The sequence below is a fragment of the Nonomuraea sp. H19 genome (assembly GCF_052068215.1).
In the GTDB taxonomy this organism is placed as follows: Bacteria; Actinomycetota; Actinomycetes; order Streptosporangiales; family Streptosporangiaceae; genus Nonomuraea.
The window spans coordinates 148,630-165,398 of sequence record NZ_JBQHCV010000012.1; the positions used below are offsets into that span (position 1 = coordinate 148,630).

Annotated in this window: 12 protein-coding genes; 6 read left to right on the top strand and 6 right to left on the bottom strand. The window is 70.0% G+C overall.

The genetic code is table 11. The features are described from left to right. The first annotated feature begins 210 nt into the window (after positions 1–210). Positions 211–2,304, top strand: coding sequence for a M6 family metalloprotease domain-containing protein (locus tag ACTMTI_RS26820; RefSeq protein ID WP_441123288.1), 2,094 nt, complete (start codon positions 211–213; stop codon positions 2,302–2,304). Between the two features lie 140 nt (positions 2,305–2,444). Then, the gene (locus ACTMTI_RS26825; RefSeq protein WP_441123289.1) at positions 2,445–4,931 is read left to right on the top strand and encodes an ATP-binding protein; all 2,487 of its coding nucleotides are present in this window, start codon (positions 2,445–2,447) and stop codon (positions 4,929–4,931) included. Here ACTMTI_RS26825 and ACTMTI_RS26830 read toward each other — a convergent pair. After that, positions 4,928–5,800 carry a hypothetical protein gene (locus ACTMTI_RS26830; RefSeq protein ID WP_441123290.1) on the bottom strand — a complete coding sequence of 291 codons (873 nt, stop codon included), beginning with the start codon at positions 5,798–5,800 and terminating at the stop codon, positions 4,928–4,930. The two genes, ACTMTI_RS26825 and ACTMTI_RS26830, sit on opposite strands and share 4 nt — an antisense overlap. A 73-nt stretch (positions 5,801–5,873) precedes the next feature. On the opposite strand from ACTMTI_RS26830, the gene ACTMTI_RS26835 reads away from it, so the two are divergent. Then, positions 5,874–6,656, top strand: a complete 783-nt coding sequence (locus ACTMTI_RS26835; RefSeq protein WP_441123291.1) for a tyrosine-protein phosphatase — start codon at positions 5,874–5,876, stop codon at positions 6,654–6,656. 7 nt (positions 6,657–6,663) lie between these two features. Here ACTMTI_RS26835 and ACTMTI_RS26840 read toward each other — a convergent pair whose 3' ends face one another. Both ACTMTI_RS26840 and ACTMTI_RS26845 read right to left on the bottom strand, forming a co-directional pair. Next, a complete protein-coding gene (locus ACTMTI_RS26840) occupies positions 6,664–7,701 on the bottom strand; it encodes a Gfo/Idh/MocA family oxidoreductase (protein ID WP_441123292.1) in 1,038 nt (345 codons plus the stop codon). A gap of 152 nt (positions 7,702–7,853) precedes the next feature. Then, complete coding sequence (locus tag ACTMTI_RS26845; RefSeq protein ID WP_441123293.1) at positions 7,854–8,762, bottom strand: proteasome assembly chaperone family protein; 909 nt, start codon at positions 8,760–8,762, stop codon at positions 7,854–7,856. A 161-nt stretch (positions 8,763–8,923) separates the two neighbouring features. Here ACTMTI_RS26845 and ACTMTI_RS26850 point away from each other — a divergent pair, with 161 nt between their 5' ends. Further along, positions 8,924–9,211: a hypothetical protein gene (locus ACTMTI_RS26850; RefSeq protein ID WP_441123294.1), complete on the top strand. Its 288-nt coding sequence runs from the start codon at positions 8,924–8,926 to the stop codon at positions 9,209–9,211. A gap of 274 nt (positions 9,212–9,485) precedes the next feature. Next, positions 9,486–10,352, top strand: coding sequence for a terpene synthase family protein (locus tag ACTMTI_RS26855; RefSeq protein WP_441123295.1), 867 nt, complete (start codon positions 9,486–9,488; stop codon positions 10,350–10,352). 6 nt (positions 10,353–10,358) lie between these two features. On the opposite strand, the gene ACTMTI_RS26860 is transcribed toward ACTMTI_RS26855, so the two are convergent. After that, positions 10,359–12,482: an ATP-binding protein gene (locus ACTMTI_RS26860; RefSeq protein WP_441123296.1), complete on the bottom strand. Its 2,124-nt coding sequence runs from the start codon at positions 12,480–12,482 to the stop codon at positions 10,359–10,361. Positions 12,483–12,710: 228 nt separating this feature from the next. Between ACTMTI_RS26860 and ACTMTI_RS26865 the strand changes: the two genes are divergently transcribed. Then, positions 12,711–13,160 (top strand): N-acetyltransferase family protein, encoded by a 450-nt coding sequence (locus ACTMTI_RS26865; protein ID WP_441123297.1) that lies wholly within the window; start codon positions 12,711–12,713, stop codon positions 13,158–13,160. Positions 13,161–13,235: 75 nt separating this feature from the next. On the opposite strand, the gene ACTMTI_RS26870 is transcribed toward ACTMTI_RS26865, so the two are convergent. After that, the gene (locus ACTMTI_RS26870) at positions 13,236–14,084 is read right to left on the bottom strand and encodes an ABC transporter permease (protein WP_441123298.1); all 849 of its coding nucleotides are present in this window, start codon (positions 14,082–14,084) and stop codon (positions 13,236–13,238) included. Beyond that, a complete protein-coding gene (locus ACTMTI_RS26875) occupies positions 14,081–16,720 on the bottom strand; it encodes a CocE/NonD family hydrolase (RefSeq protein ID WP_441123299.1) in 2,640 nt (879 codons plus the stop codon). Before ACTMTI_RS26875 ends, ACTMTI_RS26870 begins: the two co-directional genes overlap by 4 nt. Positions 16,721–16,769 lie beyond the last annotated feature (49 nt).

The following is a 16,769-nucleotide window of genomic DNA, read 5'->3' on the forward strand; positions in this document are numbered from 1 at the left end:
AACGCGAGCCGCGCCAGGGAATCAATCGTGGCGAACCAGGCAAATCCCGAGGTAGGTAGCGTTCAGAGGACCGAGGGACGGCTTCTGCCCGCCTGTAGCGGCACTCTGCTCGCTTGGGGCCGCGACCCGTGATCCCGTTGAAAACAGGCGCTCGATCTCCGTAGCGAACAGATGCGTGATCTTCTTCCTCAACATCTGTACGGTCGATCCATGAACGCCCCGAAGAAGCTGTTATTGGCCGTCATTGTGCTGCTCCCCGTGAGCTTACTGGCGGCCCCCGCTTCCGCAGCACCCCCCACCGATCCCGAGCATCCGTGGCGGCAGGACCACTGGCCGCAAACGCAGCCCTGGCAGCGCGACGCGCCGGCCGCGGCCGAGACGCTGCGGACCAGCCCGCCGGGTGGCATCGCGCCCATCGACCCGCAGAACTGGGAGAACCCGGACCACATGACGTGGGCGGACTACAAGAGGCCGCCCGGCACCAAGTGGAACGACCCGGCGGTCAAGGGGTCGAAGCGCACGTTCAAGGGCGCGCTCGTGCTCCTCGACTACCCCAACCAGCCGTTCGTGGTGACCCAGCCCCAGGGCTCGACGATCTTCGCCAATCCGAGCGCCGAGGCCCACGACATCCCGCGCGACCAGGTCGCCAAGTTCTACCAGGACTTCCTCAACACTCCGAACGACCTCAACAAGGGCCACACCATCCACGAGTACTGGATGGAGGACTCGGGCGGCAGGTACGGGGTCGAGCTGACCGGGTTCGGCCCGTACACGATGCCGGGCAAGGACCACGAGTACGCCATGGAGTACCAGCGGGACGCCTGCCCGGCCGGCGACACCTGCACCAGGAACCTGCGCACCGACGGCAACGCCGCCTGGATCGCCGCCGTCGGCGAGGAGGTGGCCAAGCAGTTCGACTTCGTCTTCTACCTGAGCGCGGGCCAGGACGAGTCGTCCACCTGGCAGGAGTTCGGGATGATGAAGTTCCCGGCGAAGGAGTCCGTGCCCGACGAGTGGGGCCCGCCGGACCCCGGCCTGCCCAACTGGTCCAGGACCCGCTACGTCGAGTGGACCTCCTGGCAGGCCGGCTCCTCCTTCTGGCCCAACGCCCGCTTCGGCGTCGACTCGGTCCAGGCCGAGAGCTCCGGCATGGCCGTCTACGCCCACGAGCTGAGCCACATCATGGGCATCGCCGACAACTACAACAACCCGTACGCGGTGCCGCCGCGCAGGGCGTACACCGGGATCTGGGAGATGCTGAGCCGCGGCAGCTTCAACGGGCCCGGCGGCCCGCACTCGCGCTGGCTGATCCCGCCCACCGCGGGCGCGTCCATGGGCGCCCAGCACATGCTCCGCAACAAGATCAAGCTGGAGATGGTCGACGAGCGGAACGTCCTGCGGTTGTCCCGCGAGGCTTTGGACGAATCCGGCGTGGTGACCGCCAGGGTCCTGGCCAGAGCGGCGCAGCCCGGCGAGAGCGAGCTCTCGGGCGTCAACATCTCCTTCGACACCGGCGACAAGAGCCCGGCCTGCGCCCCGGCCACCGATCCGCTGTGCGACGGCGGCGGCTACGAGAACTACACCGTCGAGGTCGTGGACCGCATGGGCACCGACTCCTTCACTCCCGACGCGGGCGTGCTGCTGGCCAAGACCAAGAACGCCGACCAGGCCCCGTTCGAGTGGGTGATCGACGCCAACCCGCAGGACATCGGCATGACCGACTACGTGATGCCCGACGGGACCAAGGTGCCGATCACGATCGGCGACTACCGCCAGCTCTCCGACGCCCTCTTCCACGCCGGCACCGGCTCCGGCAGCGAGTACGAGTACGTCGACGAGGCCAACCGGCTGCACTTCTACATCACCGACGTGAGGCGCAACCGGGAGGGCGAGCTGTCCTACACCGTCGCCGTCCGCTCGCTCGACGGCCCGGGACCGCAGCAACGCGGCGTCAAGCTGCTGCCCGGAGCCGCAGTCCCCACGGCCAAGAACCTGTCCACCTGCACCTTCCCGCTGTTCAACACCGGCAAGGCCGCCCCCGCCCAAGGACAGCACCCAGAGGATGTCAGCGCCTACCTGAACTCCGACGTCTACCGGCTCAAGGCCGAGGTCCAGGGCAAGGGCTGGACCTCCCAGGTGCCCAACGCGCTGGCCGCCGTCGCGTTCGGCAAGCAGGCGCTCGTCACCGTGAACGCGGTGCGCGCCTCCGGCGGCGACCGGCTGGCCAAGGTCAAGCTCACCGCCACCTCGGAGAGCGACCCGGCCAAGACCATGACGGCCACCTGTCACGTGATCGGACTGTAGCCGGATGAACCCTGGGGTACGGCTGGCGCGGGCCGTACCCCATCGGCTTGAATCACCCCGGGAGGGGGTTTTCGTTGACAGGGGACCTGTCCGACACGAGAGACAATCTGCCTGACAAGCCCCGGCGGCGACGGAGTAAGGTGCCGTGGGCCGCATCCGTCTCCGCTGGCCTCGCGGCGGCCGCGGCGAGCGTCCTGGCGGCCTCGCTGGAGTGGGAGATCCCGCCGGCCGCCAAGATCGGCGTGACGCTGGGGGCGGCGATCCTGGTGGGGCTGACCACGTGGGCCACCACCGAGTCGCGGCCCAAGCGCCCGGCACTCACCGACCCCGGCACGCGCGCGGCCGACCAGTGGCCGCCCGTCCCCGAGCACTTCACCGGGCGCGCCGAGGCCCTCGCCGAGCTACGCGAGGTCTTCGCCGCCCGCAGGAAGTCCTCCGACCTCTCACCGCCTCTGGTCGTCTCCGTGTACGGCCGCGGCGGCGTCGGCAAGTCGGCGCTGATGACCAGGTTCGGGCAGGAGGTCGCCGGCTGGTTCCCCGACGGCCGTCTCTACGCCGACCTGCGCGGCGGCGTCGACGCCCCCGTACGCCCCGACGAGGTGCTCATCGGCTTCCTGCGGGCCCTGGACGTGCGGCTGACCACCGACCCCGGCGGCCTGGACGAGTTACGCAAACTCTGGCTGACCTGGACCAAGGGCCGCAGGATCCTCATCGGCCTGGACAACGCCCAAGACGCCGCTCAGGTCGAGCCGCTGATCCCGGCCGAGCCGGGATGCGCGGTGCTGGTGACCTCGCGCGCGCCGCTGTTCCTGAACGGCACGCACGACACGCGGCTCAGCGTGTTCAGCGAGGCGCACGGCGTCGAGTTGCTGGCCAGGCTCGCCGGCGGCGCCAGGATCGTCGAGGACCTGGAATCGGCCAAGGAGATCGTCCGGCTGTGCGACTACCTGCCGCTGGCGATCAACATCTGCGGCGGCCGGCTCGCCACCCGCGAGCAGTGGACGCTGCGTGAGATGGCAGGGCGGCTCGCCGACACGCGCCGCCGCCTCGACCAGCTCGAGGTGGCGCAGACGGTCGACAAAAGCGTACGGGCGTCCGTGCAGCTCAGCTACGACGACTGCACCGGGATGCAGCGCCGCCTGCTGCGCCTGCTCAGCTCCCTCACCGCGCCCGACGTGCCGGGCTGGGTCGCCGGCGAGCTGCTCGACATCTCCGGGCTCGACGGCGCCGACCAGCTCGAAGCACTCATCGACGCCCAGCTCGCCGAGTGCTCGGGCACCGACCCGACCGGCACGATGCGCTACCGGCTGCACGACCTGGTCCGGGTGTTCGCCGCGGAGCTGGCCGAGCAGGACGAGGCCGAGCGGCGTAGGGCCGCGATCGAGCGCGTGCTCTACGGCTACCGCCGCCGCGCCGAGGAGGCCGCCCAGAACCGCTGGCCGCAGGACTGGAGCAGAGGCGGGCGTCGCTCCAGCGCTGCCGGGCAGGTGCACGCCGGCGACTGGCTCAACGCCGAGCGGCTCTCGCTGCTCTCCATGATCCACTTGGCCAGACAGCTGGAGCTGTGGGAGCTGACGTGGGGGCTGGCCAGGGCGTTCTGCTCGCTGTGCCACTCGCTGCGGGCGTACTGGGCCGACTGGAGGGAGATCGCGGAGCTGGGCTGCGAGGCCGCCGAGCGGACCGGCGACCGGCGCGCCCTGGCCATCGCCCTGCTCGACAGCGCCTCCGTGCACGGCGGGCTCGGCCTGCGGGAGCGGGCGCTGGAGGAGGCCCGGCGGGCGCTGGAGACCTTCACCGAGCTCGGCGAGTCGTGGTGGGCGGCCCGGTCCATGCGCACGATCGGGATGACGCTGTTCAGCGACGGCCACCTGGACCCGGCGCAGGGCTACCTGATCGGGGCGATCACCGCCTTCAAGGGCGAGGACGACCTGTGGTGGATGGCCCGCACCCAGCGCAACCTGGCCGAGATGCGGATGGCCGAGCGGCGGCCGGAGGAGGCCAGGGAACTGCTCGAGGACTCCCTGGCGATCTTCAAGCGTGAGGGCAACCGCTACTCCGAGGCCCAGACCCTACGCGTGTACGGCGAGGTGCTGGCGGCGCAGGCCAGGGGCGAACACCGGGCGGGCGAGCACCGGGCCGCGGCCGGCCTGTTCACCAGGGCGGGGTTCAGCCTCGACCGGGCGGCCGAGATGTTCCGGCAGCGCGGCGAGCTGTGGGAGGAGGCCCGCTGCCTGCGGGCCGCCGGCGAGGTCGGCGACCCGGCCAACGGGCTGCGCGAGCTGGTCTACGTACGCCGGGCCGAGGAGATCCTTGCCGCCCTGGGCGATTCGTGGGGGGTGGCCCGGACCGCCGTGTCGGCGGGGCGGGCGCTGGCCAGGGCAGGGCGGATCGAGGAGTCCGAGGCGGAGCTGCGCCGCGCCGTCCAGGAGTTCGAGGAGCTGGAGGACCGGTGGTGGATGGCGCGGAGCCTGCGTTACCTCGGTGAGGTGCACCTGGACGCGGGCGGCCGCCAGGCGGCCGTGGCGCCGCTGGAGCAGGCCAGGGAGATCTACCGCAGCCTCGGCAACGAGGCCGGCCTCCGCCGTACCCTGGAACTGCTCGGACGCGCGGCCCGCGAACCGAGCTAGGTGAGCGGGGTCCTGAGCAGCTCGCCGGCGGCCAGCCTGGCCTGGTGGATGCTCTCTTCGAACAGCTTGCGCGCGTGCGCCGCCTGGTCGGCCAGCTCCCTGATGTGCCGGTGGGCCAGCTCGTCCCGCACGGTCTCGGCGATCAGCTGCTGGTATTCGGGGGTCCTGGCGGCCAGCGCCTCCAGCCGCTTGTGCGTGTGGTAGACCTTGTCCGCCTTGAGCACCTGCTTGGCGTAGCCCTCCAGGTGGCGTACGCGCTGCGACAGCGACGACCAAGCGGCGTCCAGCGCGCTGGTGTAGGGCTTGAACGCGTCCTCCATGCCGGGCGGCAGCTCGCGGGGGATGAGCTTGCTGTGCTCGGCGTGCATGGCGGACAGTTTCCGCAGCCGCTGGGCGATCTGCCAGATCTCCTCGGGCAGCGTCACCTGGTTGTCGATGGTGTCGATCAGGCCCGCCCGGTGCACCCGGGAGTTGAGTATCGCCTGGACCGCGTTCTGCGCCCGGCGCAGCAGCATCTGGCAGGGATAGTCCAGGTCCTCGGCGAGGATGTAGCGGTCGGCGTGCGTCTGGGCGAGGCGGAGTCTTCGCTTCGTCGTGCGATGTGAGCTGTCCAACGCCATCCACCGGATCAGCACGATCAAACTGATGCCGATGCCCGCCACGAAAACGCCCGCCACGTCGGTGAGAAGGTAGATCAGCAGCAGGAAGCCGGGCAGCACGAAGAGCAGGGCGGGGTTGTACGTGGTGTCCATTCGCGTGCCGGATCGAGCCATGCGGAGGAGGTGCGGGCTCGACCGCAGTTCGACCGAGATCTCCGGGGGCAGCGATGGATCGATCACCAGCCGTGGAGGCAGAGCTCGTGGATCCATACGTTCATGCTGCGTTATGAACCTCGAATCCGCTCATAATTGCTGGACATATAGGGTCGAGATGATGAGCGAGATGACGAGGTGGATCGAACTGGAAGGCGCGGTCAACGCGCGTGACCTGGGCGGACTCCCTACCCGCGACGGTGGCGTCACCCTGCGTGGGCGGATTTTCCGCGCCGACAATCTTCAGGGGCTCACTCCCCGGGACGTGGGCCTGCTGGTGGGCGAGCTGAAGCTGCGCCACGTCGTGGACCTCCGCTCGAACGCGGAGGTCTCGCTGGAGGGCCCCGGACCCCTGACGCAGGTGCCCGAGGTGCGGCATCACCATCTGACGCTGTTCGCCGAGGGCGGCAGGCACACCGACGTCGAGGCCGACACCATCGACGGCGACCGGGTGCTGCCGTGGGCCGAGCGCCCGCTGGACGAGGAGCTCCGGGTGACCGGCTTCTACTTCGGCTACCTTCGCGACCGCCCGGGCGCGGTGGTGGCGGCCCTGCGGGCGATGTCGCTGAACGACGGTGCGGCGCTGGTGCACTGCGCGGCGGGCAAGGACCGCACGGGCGTGCTGGCGGCGCTGGCGCTGGAGGTGGCGGGCGTCACCAGGGAGGCCATCGTCGAGGACTACGTGGCCACGGGGGAGCGGCTGGAGCTGATTCTCAAGCGGCTGCGGGCCAGCGACACCTACCGTGGCGACCTGGACTCCCGCCCCGCGGACGACCACCTGCCCCGGGAGCGCTACCTGGAGCAGTTCTTCGGCGTCCTCGACGACCGCTTCGGCGGCCCGATGGGCTGGCTGGTCCAGCAGGGCTGGACGGACGCCGACACCACCGCCATGCGCGCCCGCCTGCGGGACTGAGCGGCGATCAGGCCGGCGGAACGACGACGCGCTGGGTGGCCGACAGGCGGGCCGCCTCGATGACGGCCAGCGCGTCGATCGCGCTCGCCGCGTCCACCGGCGGCGCCGCCCCCTCGCGCAGCGCCGCCGCCACGCCCCGGTAGAAGTCCAGGTACGCCCCCGCCTCGGTCCGCACGACCCGATGCTCCTCCGGCGTCCCGAGTACTCCCCAGCGCTCCTCCGGATCCTCCCCGAACCCCGGCGAATCGGGGGCGACGCCGGCCCGCAGCCGCTCCTCCTGCACGTCCATCCCGTGCTTCACATAGGCTGCCGCCGACCCCAGCACCCGGAACCGGGGGCCGTGGTCTGCCGCCACGGAACTGACCCACAGATGCGAGCGCGCCCCGCCCTCATGCGTCAGTGCGATGAACGTGTCGTCATCCGAAGCGACGCCTTCCCGCCTGATGTCGCTCTCGCAGTAGACCTCCCGCACCGGCCCGAGCAACTGCAGCGCCTGATCGACGAGGTGACTTCCGAGATCGTAGAGCAGCCCGCCGACCTCCTCCGGCCCACCGGCCTCCCGCCACCCGCCTTTGGGCGTGGGCCGCCACCGCTCGAACCGCGACTCGAACCGCCGCACGGCACCCAGCACGCCTTCACCGGCCAGCCGCCGCACGGTAAGGAAGTCCCCGTCCCACCGCCGGTTCTGGAACACGGCGAGCATGAGCCCCCGCTCTTCGGCGATCCGCGCCAGCCCTCGCCCTTCCTCAGCGGTCCTGGCCAGCGGCTTGTCCACGACAACAGGCAGCCCGCGCTCCAGCGCCGCCGCGGCGATGCCCACATGAGTCCGGTTGGGCGAGGCGACCACGACGAGGTCACACCGCCCCCACAGCTCATCGAGTTCTGAAACGCCGGCAGCGTCGTACTTCGCCTGGACTTCGGCCTGCCGCCCAGCGTCCCGCGTCACGACAGCAGCCAGCGACAGCCCTGGAGTGGCATGGATCAAGGGAGCATGAAAGTAAGCCCCCGCGGCCCCATAGCCGACAAGCCCAACCCGGATGTCCATCGCCCCAGGCTACGGACGAACCACTTAGCCGGCCACCAGTGCGCTCCGTAACGGCGCTCAGCCGGTGAAGGGTCAGAGTCCGTTCCCCTGGAGGGCCATCAGCCGAAGTAAGGCGGGTGGCCGACCACGGCACCGCGTAATAGACGAAGGGTTTATGGGTTTTGCGGGTCGTCGCGCTCGGCGAGGAACCGTTCGAACTGAGCGGCGAGCTCATCACCCGTGGGCATCGGGGTGGCCTCCGCGATCAGATTCTCTCGCTCGGCGCCCCCGGCGAAGGCGTCATACTGCTGCTCAAGCCCCGAGATGGCAGTGGAGAGTTCCGTGGAGGCCCGGATTTGCTCCTCGATCTCTGATGTGGTCCGCGCGGCCGCTTCGCGCAGCGCGTCCATCGGGAACACCAGCCCCGTCCCGCGCGTCACCGCCTCCAGCCCGGTCACGGCGGCGGTCGGGTATTCGGCCTGCGACAGGTAGTGCGGCACGTGCACCGCGTACCCCAAGGCGTCGTGCCCCTGCGCCCCGAGCCGGAACTCGATCAGCGCGGCGGCGCTCCCCGGCACCTGGACCCGCCCGAACGCGCTCGTCTGGGAGTTGATCAGCTCGGGCCGGCTGGCGTGCATGGTGATGCCGAGCGGCCGGGTGTGCGGGACCGCCATCGGGATGCCGTGCAGCGTCACCAGCTTGCTCACCCGCAACCGCTTCGCCAGGTCCGCCACCGCCTTGGCGAACAGCTCCCACTCCCGGTCCGGCTCGGGCCCGCTCATCAGCAGGAACTGCGTCCCCGTCGCGTCCTTCGCGACGTGCACGGCCAGCTCCGGGCTCTCGCACTCGACCCAGCGGTCGGTGTCGAAAGTCATGATGGGACGGCGCGACCGGTAGTCGAGCAGCCGGTCCACGTCGAACGTCGCCACGACCCGGTGCTCCAGCTCGGCCAGCAGGTGGCCCAGCGCGAGGCGTCCGGCGCCACCCGCGTCGACGAAACCGTCGAAGTGGTACAGCATCACCGGATCGGGCAGCTCGGGCATGTCATCTGCGAGCTCGTAGAGATCCTTCGGGTCGAACACAGTTGGACAGCCTTTCCCTAGGTACTCTCCTCAGAACCTACGGCGAGCCGCAACGATTCCGCGCACGGGCGAAGGGTGGGACGCGGTTCCGTGGAGGGCACCCTATCGGGGCACGACGAGGTGCCCGGACGGCGACCCGGAGCTCGAAATTCGCCACCAGGATGTTCGACCTGGCCAGAGCGGGCGACACCGAGACGCTGCGCGCGTATGCCGGGGCGGGGGCGCCGGTCATTCCGGCCGACGGCAAAGGTGACACTTTGCTGATGCCGACGGCTTATTACGGTCACGCTGAGACGCTAGGCACGCTTGTAACATGCGGGCCGCGCCTGACCGTGCAAACGACCGAGGTCAAATGCCACTTGCGGGTGCCATGTTCAAAAAGGAATCTGCCGTGGTCAGAGCGTTGCCGGGCGCAGGCGCTGATCCGCACGCCGGTACGCCGTCCGTGATGGACACAGCGCGAATGTTCGCAAATGGCCAGTTACTCCAATGGTTCTCACAAATCGATACATAAGGCGAAATAACCACTAAAAGCCTCGAAGTTGTCGAGTGTGGCCTTTTGAACAGTCCATCGTCATGCTGGAAGGCGTGGCTACTTCTGCGCACCCCTTCAGTAGGCGACCACTCCACATCCCTCCGCTGCCATGCCCTTTCCCGAACGAGATCAACGAGCATGTCTCGGAGGTCGACGCGGAGAGCCACGCATGGCTGGCCGCCTCAAAGATGCTCCCCAGCGCCGACTCCATCGAGCACTTCAGCCGCTCGGAACTCGGCCTCCTCCCCGCGCGCACCAACCCCACCGTGCCGCGCGACAGTCTCCGGCTGATCACCGACTGGTACTTCTGGCTCTGGGCCTTCGACGACGGGTTCTGCGAGAGCGAGCTCACGGGGCATCGGGCCGCCGCGGTCGCCCGCGCGCTGCCGTCGCTCCTGGAGAGCCTCGACGGGGACAGGGACCCGGAGGCCGGCGACCCGTTCGGCCTCGCTCTCAAGGAGCTCCTGGACCGCATATCCGCGATAGCCACTCCCGAACAGCTGGACCGGTGGCGGAGCGCGGTGAAGGAGTACTTGTTCGCCCAAATCTGGGAGGCGGCGAACCGCGAGGTCGATCTGATCCCGACCCCCGAGGATTACCTCCTGATGCGCCGCACCACCGGCGCCACGTACACCTGCTTCGCGCTCATCGACATCGGCGGCGGCTACCGGATCGAGACGGAGGACTGGTACCACCCCGACGTGCGCGCGCTCTCCGACCTGGCCTGCGACCTCGTCGGCTGGGACAACGACCTGCTCTCCTACGCCAAGGAGCGCCGCACCGACAAGGCCCGGCACAACCTCGTGACCGTGCTGGCCACCCACAAGTCGCTCTCCCTGCAGGACGCGCTGCTCGAGGTCGCCCGGATGCACGACGAGGCGATCGCCGCGTTCGTCGACCGGCGCGCGGCGATGGAGAGGTGGGCTCCGCCGCCGGTGCTCAAATACGTGCGCGGTCTCGAACACTGGGTCCGCGGCCACATCGAGTTCTCCTTCGGCAGCGCACGCTTCGTGCACGCCTGGCCAGGTGATACCCGCTGGCCGCAGGCTGTCTGAGTGCTCTCAGGAGCCGTCCTCGAGGGCGTCCAGCTCGCCGAGCGCGAGCGCGGACGCCTCCTCGAGGTCAAACCGGGCGCCCTCTTCGAAGGCGCTCTTGTAGGCGAGCTCGCCCATCCGCCGCACGCACTCCCGGACGCACGCGTTGTGGTCATCGGACAGGAACGGCGCGCCCAACTGCGGCAGGCCGGCCGATTTCCAGTTTTGCTGCAGCGCCCCCAGCAGGAGGGCGGCCAGCGGTAGCCGGTCCAGGGCCACGAAGATCCGTGCCGAGGACTCCAGCGCCAGCAAGGTGCCGAGGGTGTCGTGGAAGTGCAACTTGATCCGCAACCCCTCCCTGACGCTCTGCAGCGCCTCCTCGGGCCGGTTGGTCGCCAGCCTGGTGCCCGCCAGCGCCCACTGCGCGTGCGAGCTCAGCCAGAGCTCTCCGCGCTCCCTGCACACCTGCAGGCAGTCCTGCAGCAGAGACTCGGCCTCGTAGAACTCCCCCTGCGCGGTCAGCACGATGGACAGCTCCACGATGGCGGGCAGCAGGCCGGGGTTGAGCTCCTTGTTGTCGGTGTTGAACTCGATCGCCACGCCCAGCAGCGCGCTGGCCTTCTGCATGTCGCCCTGGAGCATGGCCGCGGTGCCCTGCATCTTGGAGCCCAGGATCACCGCCCGGGAGTCGCCCACCTGGACGGCCTCGGAGCTGCACTTCTCCGCCGCCGTCTGCCCTCCGACGCTGTCGCCCTGGGAGTTGCGTATGTAGGCGAGCACCCAGAGCGCCTTGCACCGCTCCTTGCTCGGGTGAGGGTTGGCTTCCAGCGCCCGCTCCAGGTAGAGGCGCCCCTCGCGGGCGAACCCGCAGCAGACCCACATGAACCAGAGTGACGACAGGAGCGTCAGCGCCAGCGGCTGCTTTCCCGGCGTTCTCAGCGCGTATTCGAGCGCGATCCGGACGTTGTCGTGCTCCTGGCGCATGCGGACGAACCAGTAGATCTGCCGTGGCCCCGACCAGGCGTCCTCACCGCGCCGGGCCAGGCTCAGGTAGTAATCCAGATGCCGCTGGCGCATCTGCTCCGTCTGCCCCAGCTTGTCGAGCCACTCCTCGCCGTATTCGGCCAGCGTGTCGATCAGCTTGTAACGGAGGCCGGCGTCGTTGTTCTTGATCAGCAGGATGGACTTCTCGACCAGTTCCCCGATGAGGTTGGTGATGCGCTCGGCGGACAGGCGTCCGTCGGAGCAGACGAACCGGGCCGCGTCCAGCTCGAAGTCGCCCGCGAACACCGACAACCGCGCCCACAGCAGCCGCTCGGCCGGCTCGCACAGCTCGTGACTCCAGCCGATGGCCGCGCGCAGCGTCTGGTGTCTGGGCAGGGCCGTGCGGCTCGCGCCCGCCAGCAGGCTGAACCGATCGGCCAGCAGCCCGAGGATCTGCTCCACGGACAGCGCCCGCAACCGCACGGCGGCCAGCTCGATCGCGAGCGGGATGCCGTCGAGTCGCCGACACAAATCGGCGACGGTCCCGATGTTGTCCTCGTCGAGCGTGAAGTCAGGCACGCTGGCCCTGGCCCGAGCAGCGAACAGCTGGACGGACTCGTTGGTGAACAGATTCTCCGCAGGATCGTCGCCGGGCACTTGGAGGGGCGGCACCGGGATCACGTGCTCGTAAGGCAGGTGCAACGACTGCCTGCTGGTGGCCAGCACCTTCAGATTGGGCGCCGCCTCCAGCAACTCGTGCACCAGCCCGGCACACCCGGTCACCAGATGCTCGCAGGTGTCGATGATGAGCAGCATGTCGCGTTCGCCGACCCACTCCGCCAGCGACTCGGACTCCGCACGCGAGGACTGGTCGGCGATGCCGAGCGCGGAAGCGATGGTCTGGTTGACCATGCCCGCGTCCTGCAGCCGCCCGAGATCGGCGAACCAGACGCCGTCGGGATACTGGGCGCGCACCTGATGCGCCAGCCGCAGCACCGTGCGTGACTTGCCGACACCGCCGATGCCCGTCACGGTCACCAGGCGGGTCTCGCTGAGGTGCCGTTTGAGGGTGGCGAGGAGACGTGTCCGGCCTACGAAGCTGGTCAGCTCCGCCGGCAGATTGCCTTCTCGCCGCCAGCCTGTCGGGGTGGCCATGAGCAGCCTCACGGGGGGTAGGCGACACCTGCTCTCGCATCGTACCGCCGTGCCTGCCGCCTGTCCCGGGACCCGCGAATACGCTCGGTGGTGGTTTGTGAGTCTGGGTAGCATGTTCGTCGTGGAAGATTTCTACCCCGAGCAGACCGCGGACGACATGGAGCTGGGCTGGGGCGACGACCTGCCGGAAGAGGACCCGGACGCCTTCTACCTGGACGACAAGCCCCCGCATTGGGCCTGATGACGCCATACGATCTGCGCACGGCCACGCCGGCCGACTATGACGCCATCGCGGCCGTGGCCGACGCGTGGTGGGGCCGTCCCATCCTGCACGCGCTGCCCAGGCTCTTCCTGGACCATTTCCACCGGACGAGTCTGGTCGCCGAGGGGCCTGGCGGCATGGCGGGGTTCCTGATCGGGTTCATCTCGCCATCAGAGACGGATGAGGCTTACATCCATTTCGTCGGCGTCTCTCCCGGCGCCCGGGGCGGCGGGGTCGGCCGCGCGATGTACGAGCGCTTCTTCGACCTCGCCCGCCGCCACGACCGGCATGTGGTCAAGGCCATCACCGCACCGGTCAACACGGCGTCCATCGCCTTCCACCGTCGCATGGGCTTCGCGGCCAGCGACCCCGTCCCGCACTACAACGGCCCCGGCACGACCCTGGTCACCTTCTCCCGCCCCCTCTGACCCGCTCCGGGCCGGGCGATCGGCCGCTCACGGCGGCCGGGACCCTCTGCGTGGCGCCGGCCGCCTGCGAAGGAGCTAGCTGACCACGTCCTTGCGACGGAACCGGCGGAACGCCACCGCGATCAGGATGGCCGCGTACGTGATCGACACCGAGGCGCCCTTGGCCATGCCGCTCCAGTCGAGCTCCGGCGCCAGGGCGTCGAGCCAGGCGTTGTTCCAGAACGTGGGCAGGAACTCGCGCAGCACCCCCAGCGCCTCGACCGCCTGCAGGATGTTGCAGACGATCCAGAGCCCCACCGCCCCGCCGACCGCGCCCAGCGGGGAGTCGGTGAGCGTGGAGATGAGGAACGCCAGAGCGGCGACGACGAGCTGGCTGACCAGGGCGTACCCGATCACGATGCCGAAGCGGGGCAGCACGTCGAGCGCCGGGATCGTCTCGCCCGTGCCGGGCACCGTGATGTCGTTCCACCCGAACGCCAGCGTGCCCGCCACCAGCGCCATCAGCGGCAGGCAGATCACCGCCGCCGCCGAGTAGCCGAGCGCCACGATCAGCTTCTGCCGCAGCAACCGGTCCCGGGGGACCGGGGCGGCCAGCAGATAGCGCAGCGACGACCAGTTGGCCTCGCTGGCCACGGTGTCGCCGCAGAACAGCGCGACCGCCACGACCAGCAGGAAGCTGGCCGACACCGACAGGGCGAACGCGGCGAAGTTCAGGCCGCTCTGCGTCGCCAGGTCCGAGATGCGTAGCGCCGACTGCGTCGGCCCGTTCGACTGCGGCCCGAACTGGAACGCGATCACCAGGATCCACGGCAGTGCCAGCAGCAGCCCGAACATGACCGTCGTGCGTCGCCGCTTGAACTGCCTGACGATCTCCACGCGCAGCGGCAGCGTGCGGCGGGGCGCGTAGCCCGGCGCGGCGCTCATGACTTCTCTCCGATGAGGTCGAGGAACACGTCTTCCAGGCGCGGCCCGTGCCCGTTGCCCGCGGCCGCCGAGCTGAGCAGCACCGACACCAGACCGGTGGACACCAGCCGGCCCCGGTGCATGACCACGACGTGGCTGCAGGTCTGCTCCACCTCGGCCAGCATGTGACTGGACACGATCACGGTACGGCCGTCGCGCGCGTAGCGCTTGAGCACCTCGCGCATCTCCCTGATCTGGGGTGGGTCGAGGCCGTTCGTCGGCTCGTCGAGCACGAGCAGGTCCGGCAGCCCGAGCATGGCCTGCGCGATGGCCAGCCGCTGCCGCATGCCCTGCGAATAGGTCCGTACGGCCCGCTCCAGCGCCTTGCCCAGGCCCGCGATCTCCAGTGCCTCGTCGAAGTGGGCTTCGGCGGCCGGGCGCCCGGTGGCGGCCCAGTAGAGCTCGAGGTTGTCGCGGCCGGACAGGTGCGGCAGGAAGCCGGGGCCCTCGACGAACGACCCGAGCCTGGACAGCACGGGAGCGCCGGGCGTCACCCGCTCGCCGAAGATCCTGACCTCACCGTCGTCCGGCCGGATGAGGCCCATCATCATCCGCATGGTGGTCGTCTTACCGGCACCGTTCGGCCCGAGCAGGCCCAGGACCTGGCCCTGCTCGACCCGGAACGACAGCCCGTCGACGGCCAGTTCCCCGTTCCGGTAGGCCTTCGTCAGCCCGCTGATCTCCAGCGGCACCGGCTCGCCTCCCGACGCCTCCAGGGCCTGCCCGTTGACCACCTCCAGGGCCTGCCCGTTGACCACGAGGTGGCCGTTCCCCGTGGGAGCGGGCTGGGCGTCCGCCTCCGGGATCGGTACGGCCCCGCGGCGGACCCTGGCACCTGCCGAGGCACGGCCGGTCGCCAGCAGGATGGCGGCGATCACCACGGCGGCCAGCGGCATCGCCCACACCCACCACACGACCCCGGTCGGCGGAGCGGCCAGCGTACGCACCGTCGGCACGTTGAGCGCGGGAGCGGCCAGCGACACCTGGTAGGCGGCGGGCTCGGCGGAAGTCGCGAAGCCCATGTCCGTCGTGGTCACCACCAAGCGGAGCCGATGGCCCACGGCGAAGCGGTGATCGACGGCCGGCAGGGTGACCGTGGCGTCCACGCTGCCCGCACCCTCGGGAATCGTCACCCGGATCGGCGCCACCAGCCCGGCGGGCAAGGCCGGCGGCTGGGTGGTGTCGGCGACGTCGTACAGCTTCGCGAACAGCGTCGCCTCGCCCTTGCCCGACACCTTGATCTTGGCCGTGCTGCTGCCGGTGAGCTGGAGCGGGGCGGTGAGCGGCCGCGACTCGAACGCCGCGCTCTGACCCGGCATGTCGATCGACACGCCGGCGGTGTTCTGGCCGCCGAGCAGGCCGCCGATGCCGGGCACCGTCGAGATGGAGGCGGGGGCGCCGCCCGGCGGGTTGACGATGTTCTGCGTGGGGCCGCTCAGCTCCACGGTGGTGGTGTCGGTCCCGGCCAGGCCTGGGTAGGAGGCGGCCTCCGGGTGCAGCCGGATGCGCTGGCGGGTGCCGGGGTCGCGGCCGCCGTCGCGGGTCACCGTGAACGCGCTGACCGGCGCCGCCGCGCTGTCCTGCTTCAGGTAGCGCCCGAACCACGCCAAGGTCTGCTCGGACAGCCAGTCGGCCTCGCCGTTGCCGCCGTCGTGCCCGCCGTCGAACCAGCCCAGGCTGACCGGGGTCCCCGCGGCGGCGATCGCCTTGGCGTTGGCGTCGGCGTGGCTGAGCGGGAAGAGCGAGTCACGCTGACCCTGCAGGAGCAGCGTGGGCGCCTTGATCTGGCCGGCCACGGTGACCGGGCTCGACTTGCGCAGCAGGGCGACGGCCTCGGGGGTGGCCTTTCCGTCCGTGGCGACCTGCTGGTAGATGTCGCAGATCGCGGGCAGGAACCGGCCGCAGCGCGCCTGCTCGGCGCTCAGCGGCCCGGCCGACTGGCGTCCGCCCTGCAGCGCGAAGCTGTCCAGCGAGACGCCCTGCCCGAAGAAGATCCCCGCCCACATGCGCTTGAAGACGCCGCTCTCCGTGCCCTGCCCGGCGGCGGCGTTGGGGAAGAGCGCGTCGGCCAGGTCGGACCAGGTGATCTGCGGCACGATCGCGTCGACCCGCTGATCGTAGGCGGCCGTCATCAGCGCGATCGCGCCGCCGTACGAGCCGCCCGCGATGCCGACGCGCGGGTCGCCCGAGGCGTCGAGCTGGACCTCCGGGCGCTTGGCCAGCCAGTCGATCAGCTGCTTGACGTCCTTGACCTCGTAGTCGGGGGAGTTGAGCGCGATCTCGCCGGTCGAGCGGCCGAAACCGCGCGCCGACCAGGTCAGCACCGCATAGCCCTCCTGGGCGACGCGGATCGCCTGCTGTCGCACGCTCTGCTTGCTGCCGCCGAACCCGTGGGCGATCAACACGGCAGGTGCCTTCCCGCCATCAGGCGGCGGGAAGTAGGTCGCATCGAGCTCCACCCGCTGGTCGTCGGCGGGTCCGTCGACGACGGTTATCTTCTGGTCCTGGCCCCGCACTACCGGAGCCGACGGCCACACCAGCCACGTCGTCACCCCGATCAGGGCGAGTGCCACTACCAGGGCGGCCACACGCTTCATGACGGGGAGCTTACTGTTCGCACCTGAGAGATCCCTGAGACGGCGTTGA

Excerpts from the sequence above, each read along its gene's own strand:
- ACTMTI_RS26820 (WP_441123288.1), top strand. The coding sequence starts at position 211 with ATGAACGCCCCGAAGAAGCTGTTATTGGCCGTCATTGTGCTGCTCCCC.
- ACTMTI_RS26830 (WP_441123290.1), bottom strand. The coding sequence starts at position 5,800 with ATGGATCCACGAGCTCTGCCTCCACGGCTGGTGATCGATCCATCGCTG.
- ACTMTI_RS26835 (WP_441123291.1), top strand. The coding sequence starts at position 5,874 with ATGACGAGGTGGATCGAACTGGAAGGCGCGGTCAACGCGCGTGACCTG.
- ACTMTI_RS26840 (WP_441123292.1), bottom strand. The coding sequence starts at position 7,701 with ATGGACATCCGGGTTGGGCTTGTCGGCTATGGGGCCGCGGGGGCTTAC.
- ACTMTI_RS26850 (WP_441123294.1), top strand. The coding sequence starts at position 8,924 with ATGTTCGACCTGGCCAGAGCGGGCGACACCGAGACGCTGCGCGCGTAT.
- ACTMTI_RS26855 (WP_441123295.1), top strand. The coding sequence starts at position 9,486 with ATGCTCCCCAGCGCCGACTCCATCGAGCACTTCAGCCGCTCGGAACTC.
- ACTMTI_RS26865 (WP_441123297.1), top strand. The coding sequence starts at position 12,711 with ATGACGCCATACGATCTGCGCACGGCCACGCCGGCCGACTATGACGCC.
- ACTMTI_RS26870 (WP_441123298.1), bottom strand. The coding sequence starts at position 14,084 with ATGAGCGCCGCGCCGGGCTACGCGCCCCGCCGCACGCTGCCGCTGCGC.
- ACTMTI_RS26875 (WP_441123299.1), bottom strand. The coding sequence starts at position 16,720 with ATGAAGCGTGTGGCCGCCCTGGTAGTGGCACTCGCCCTGATCGGGGTG.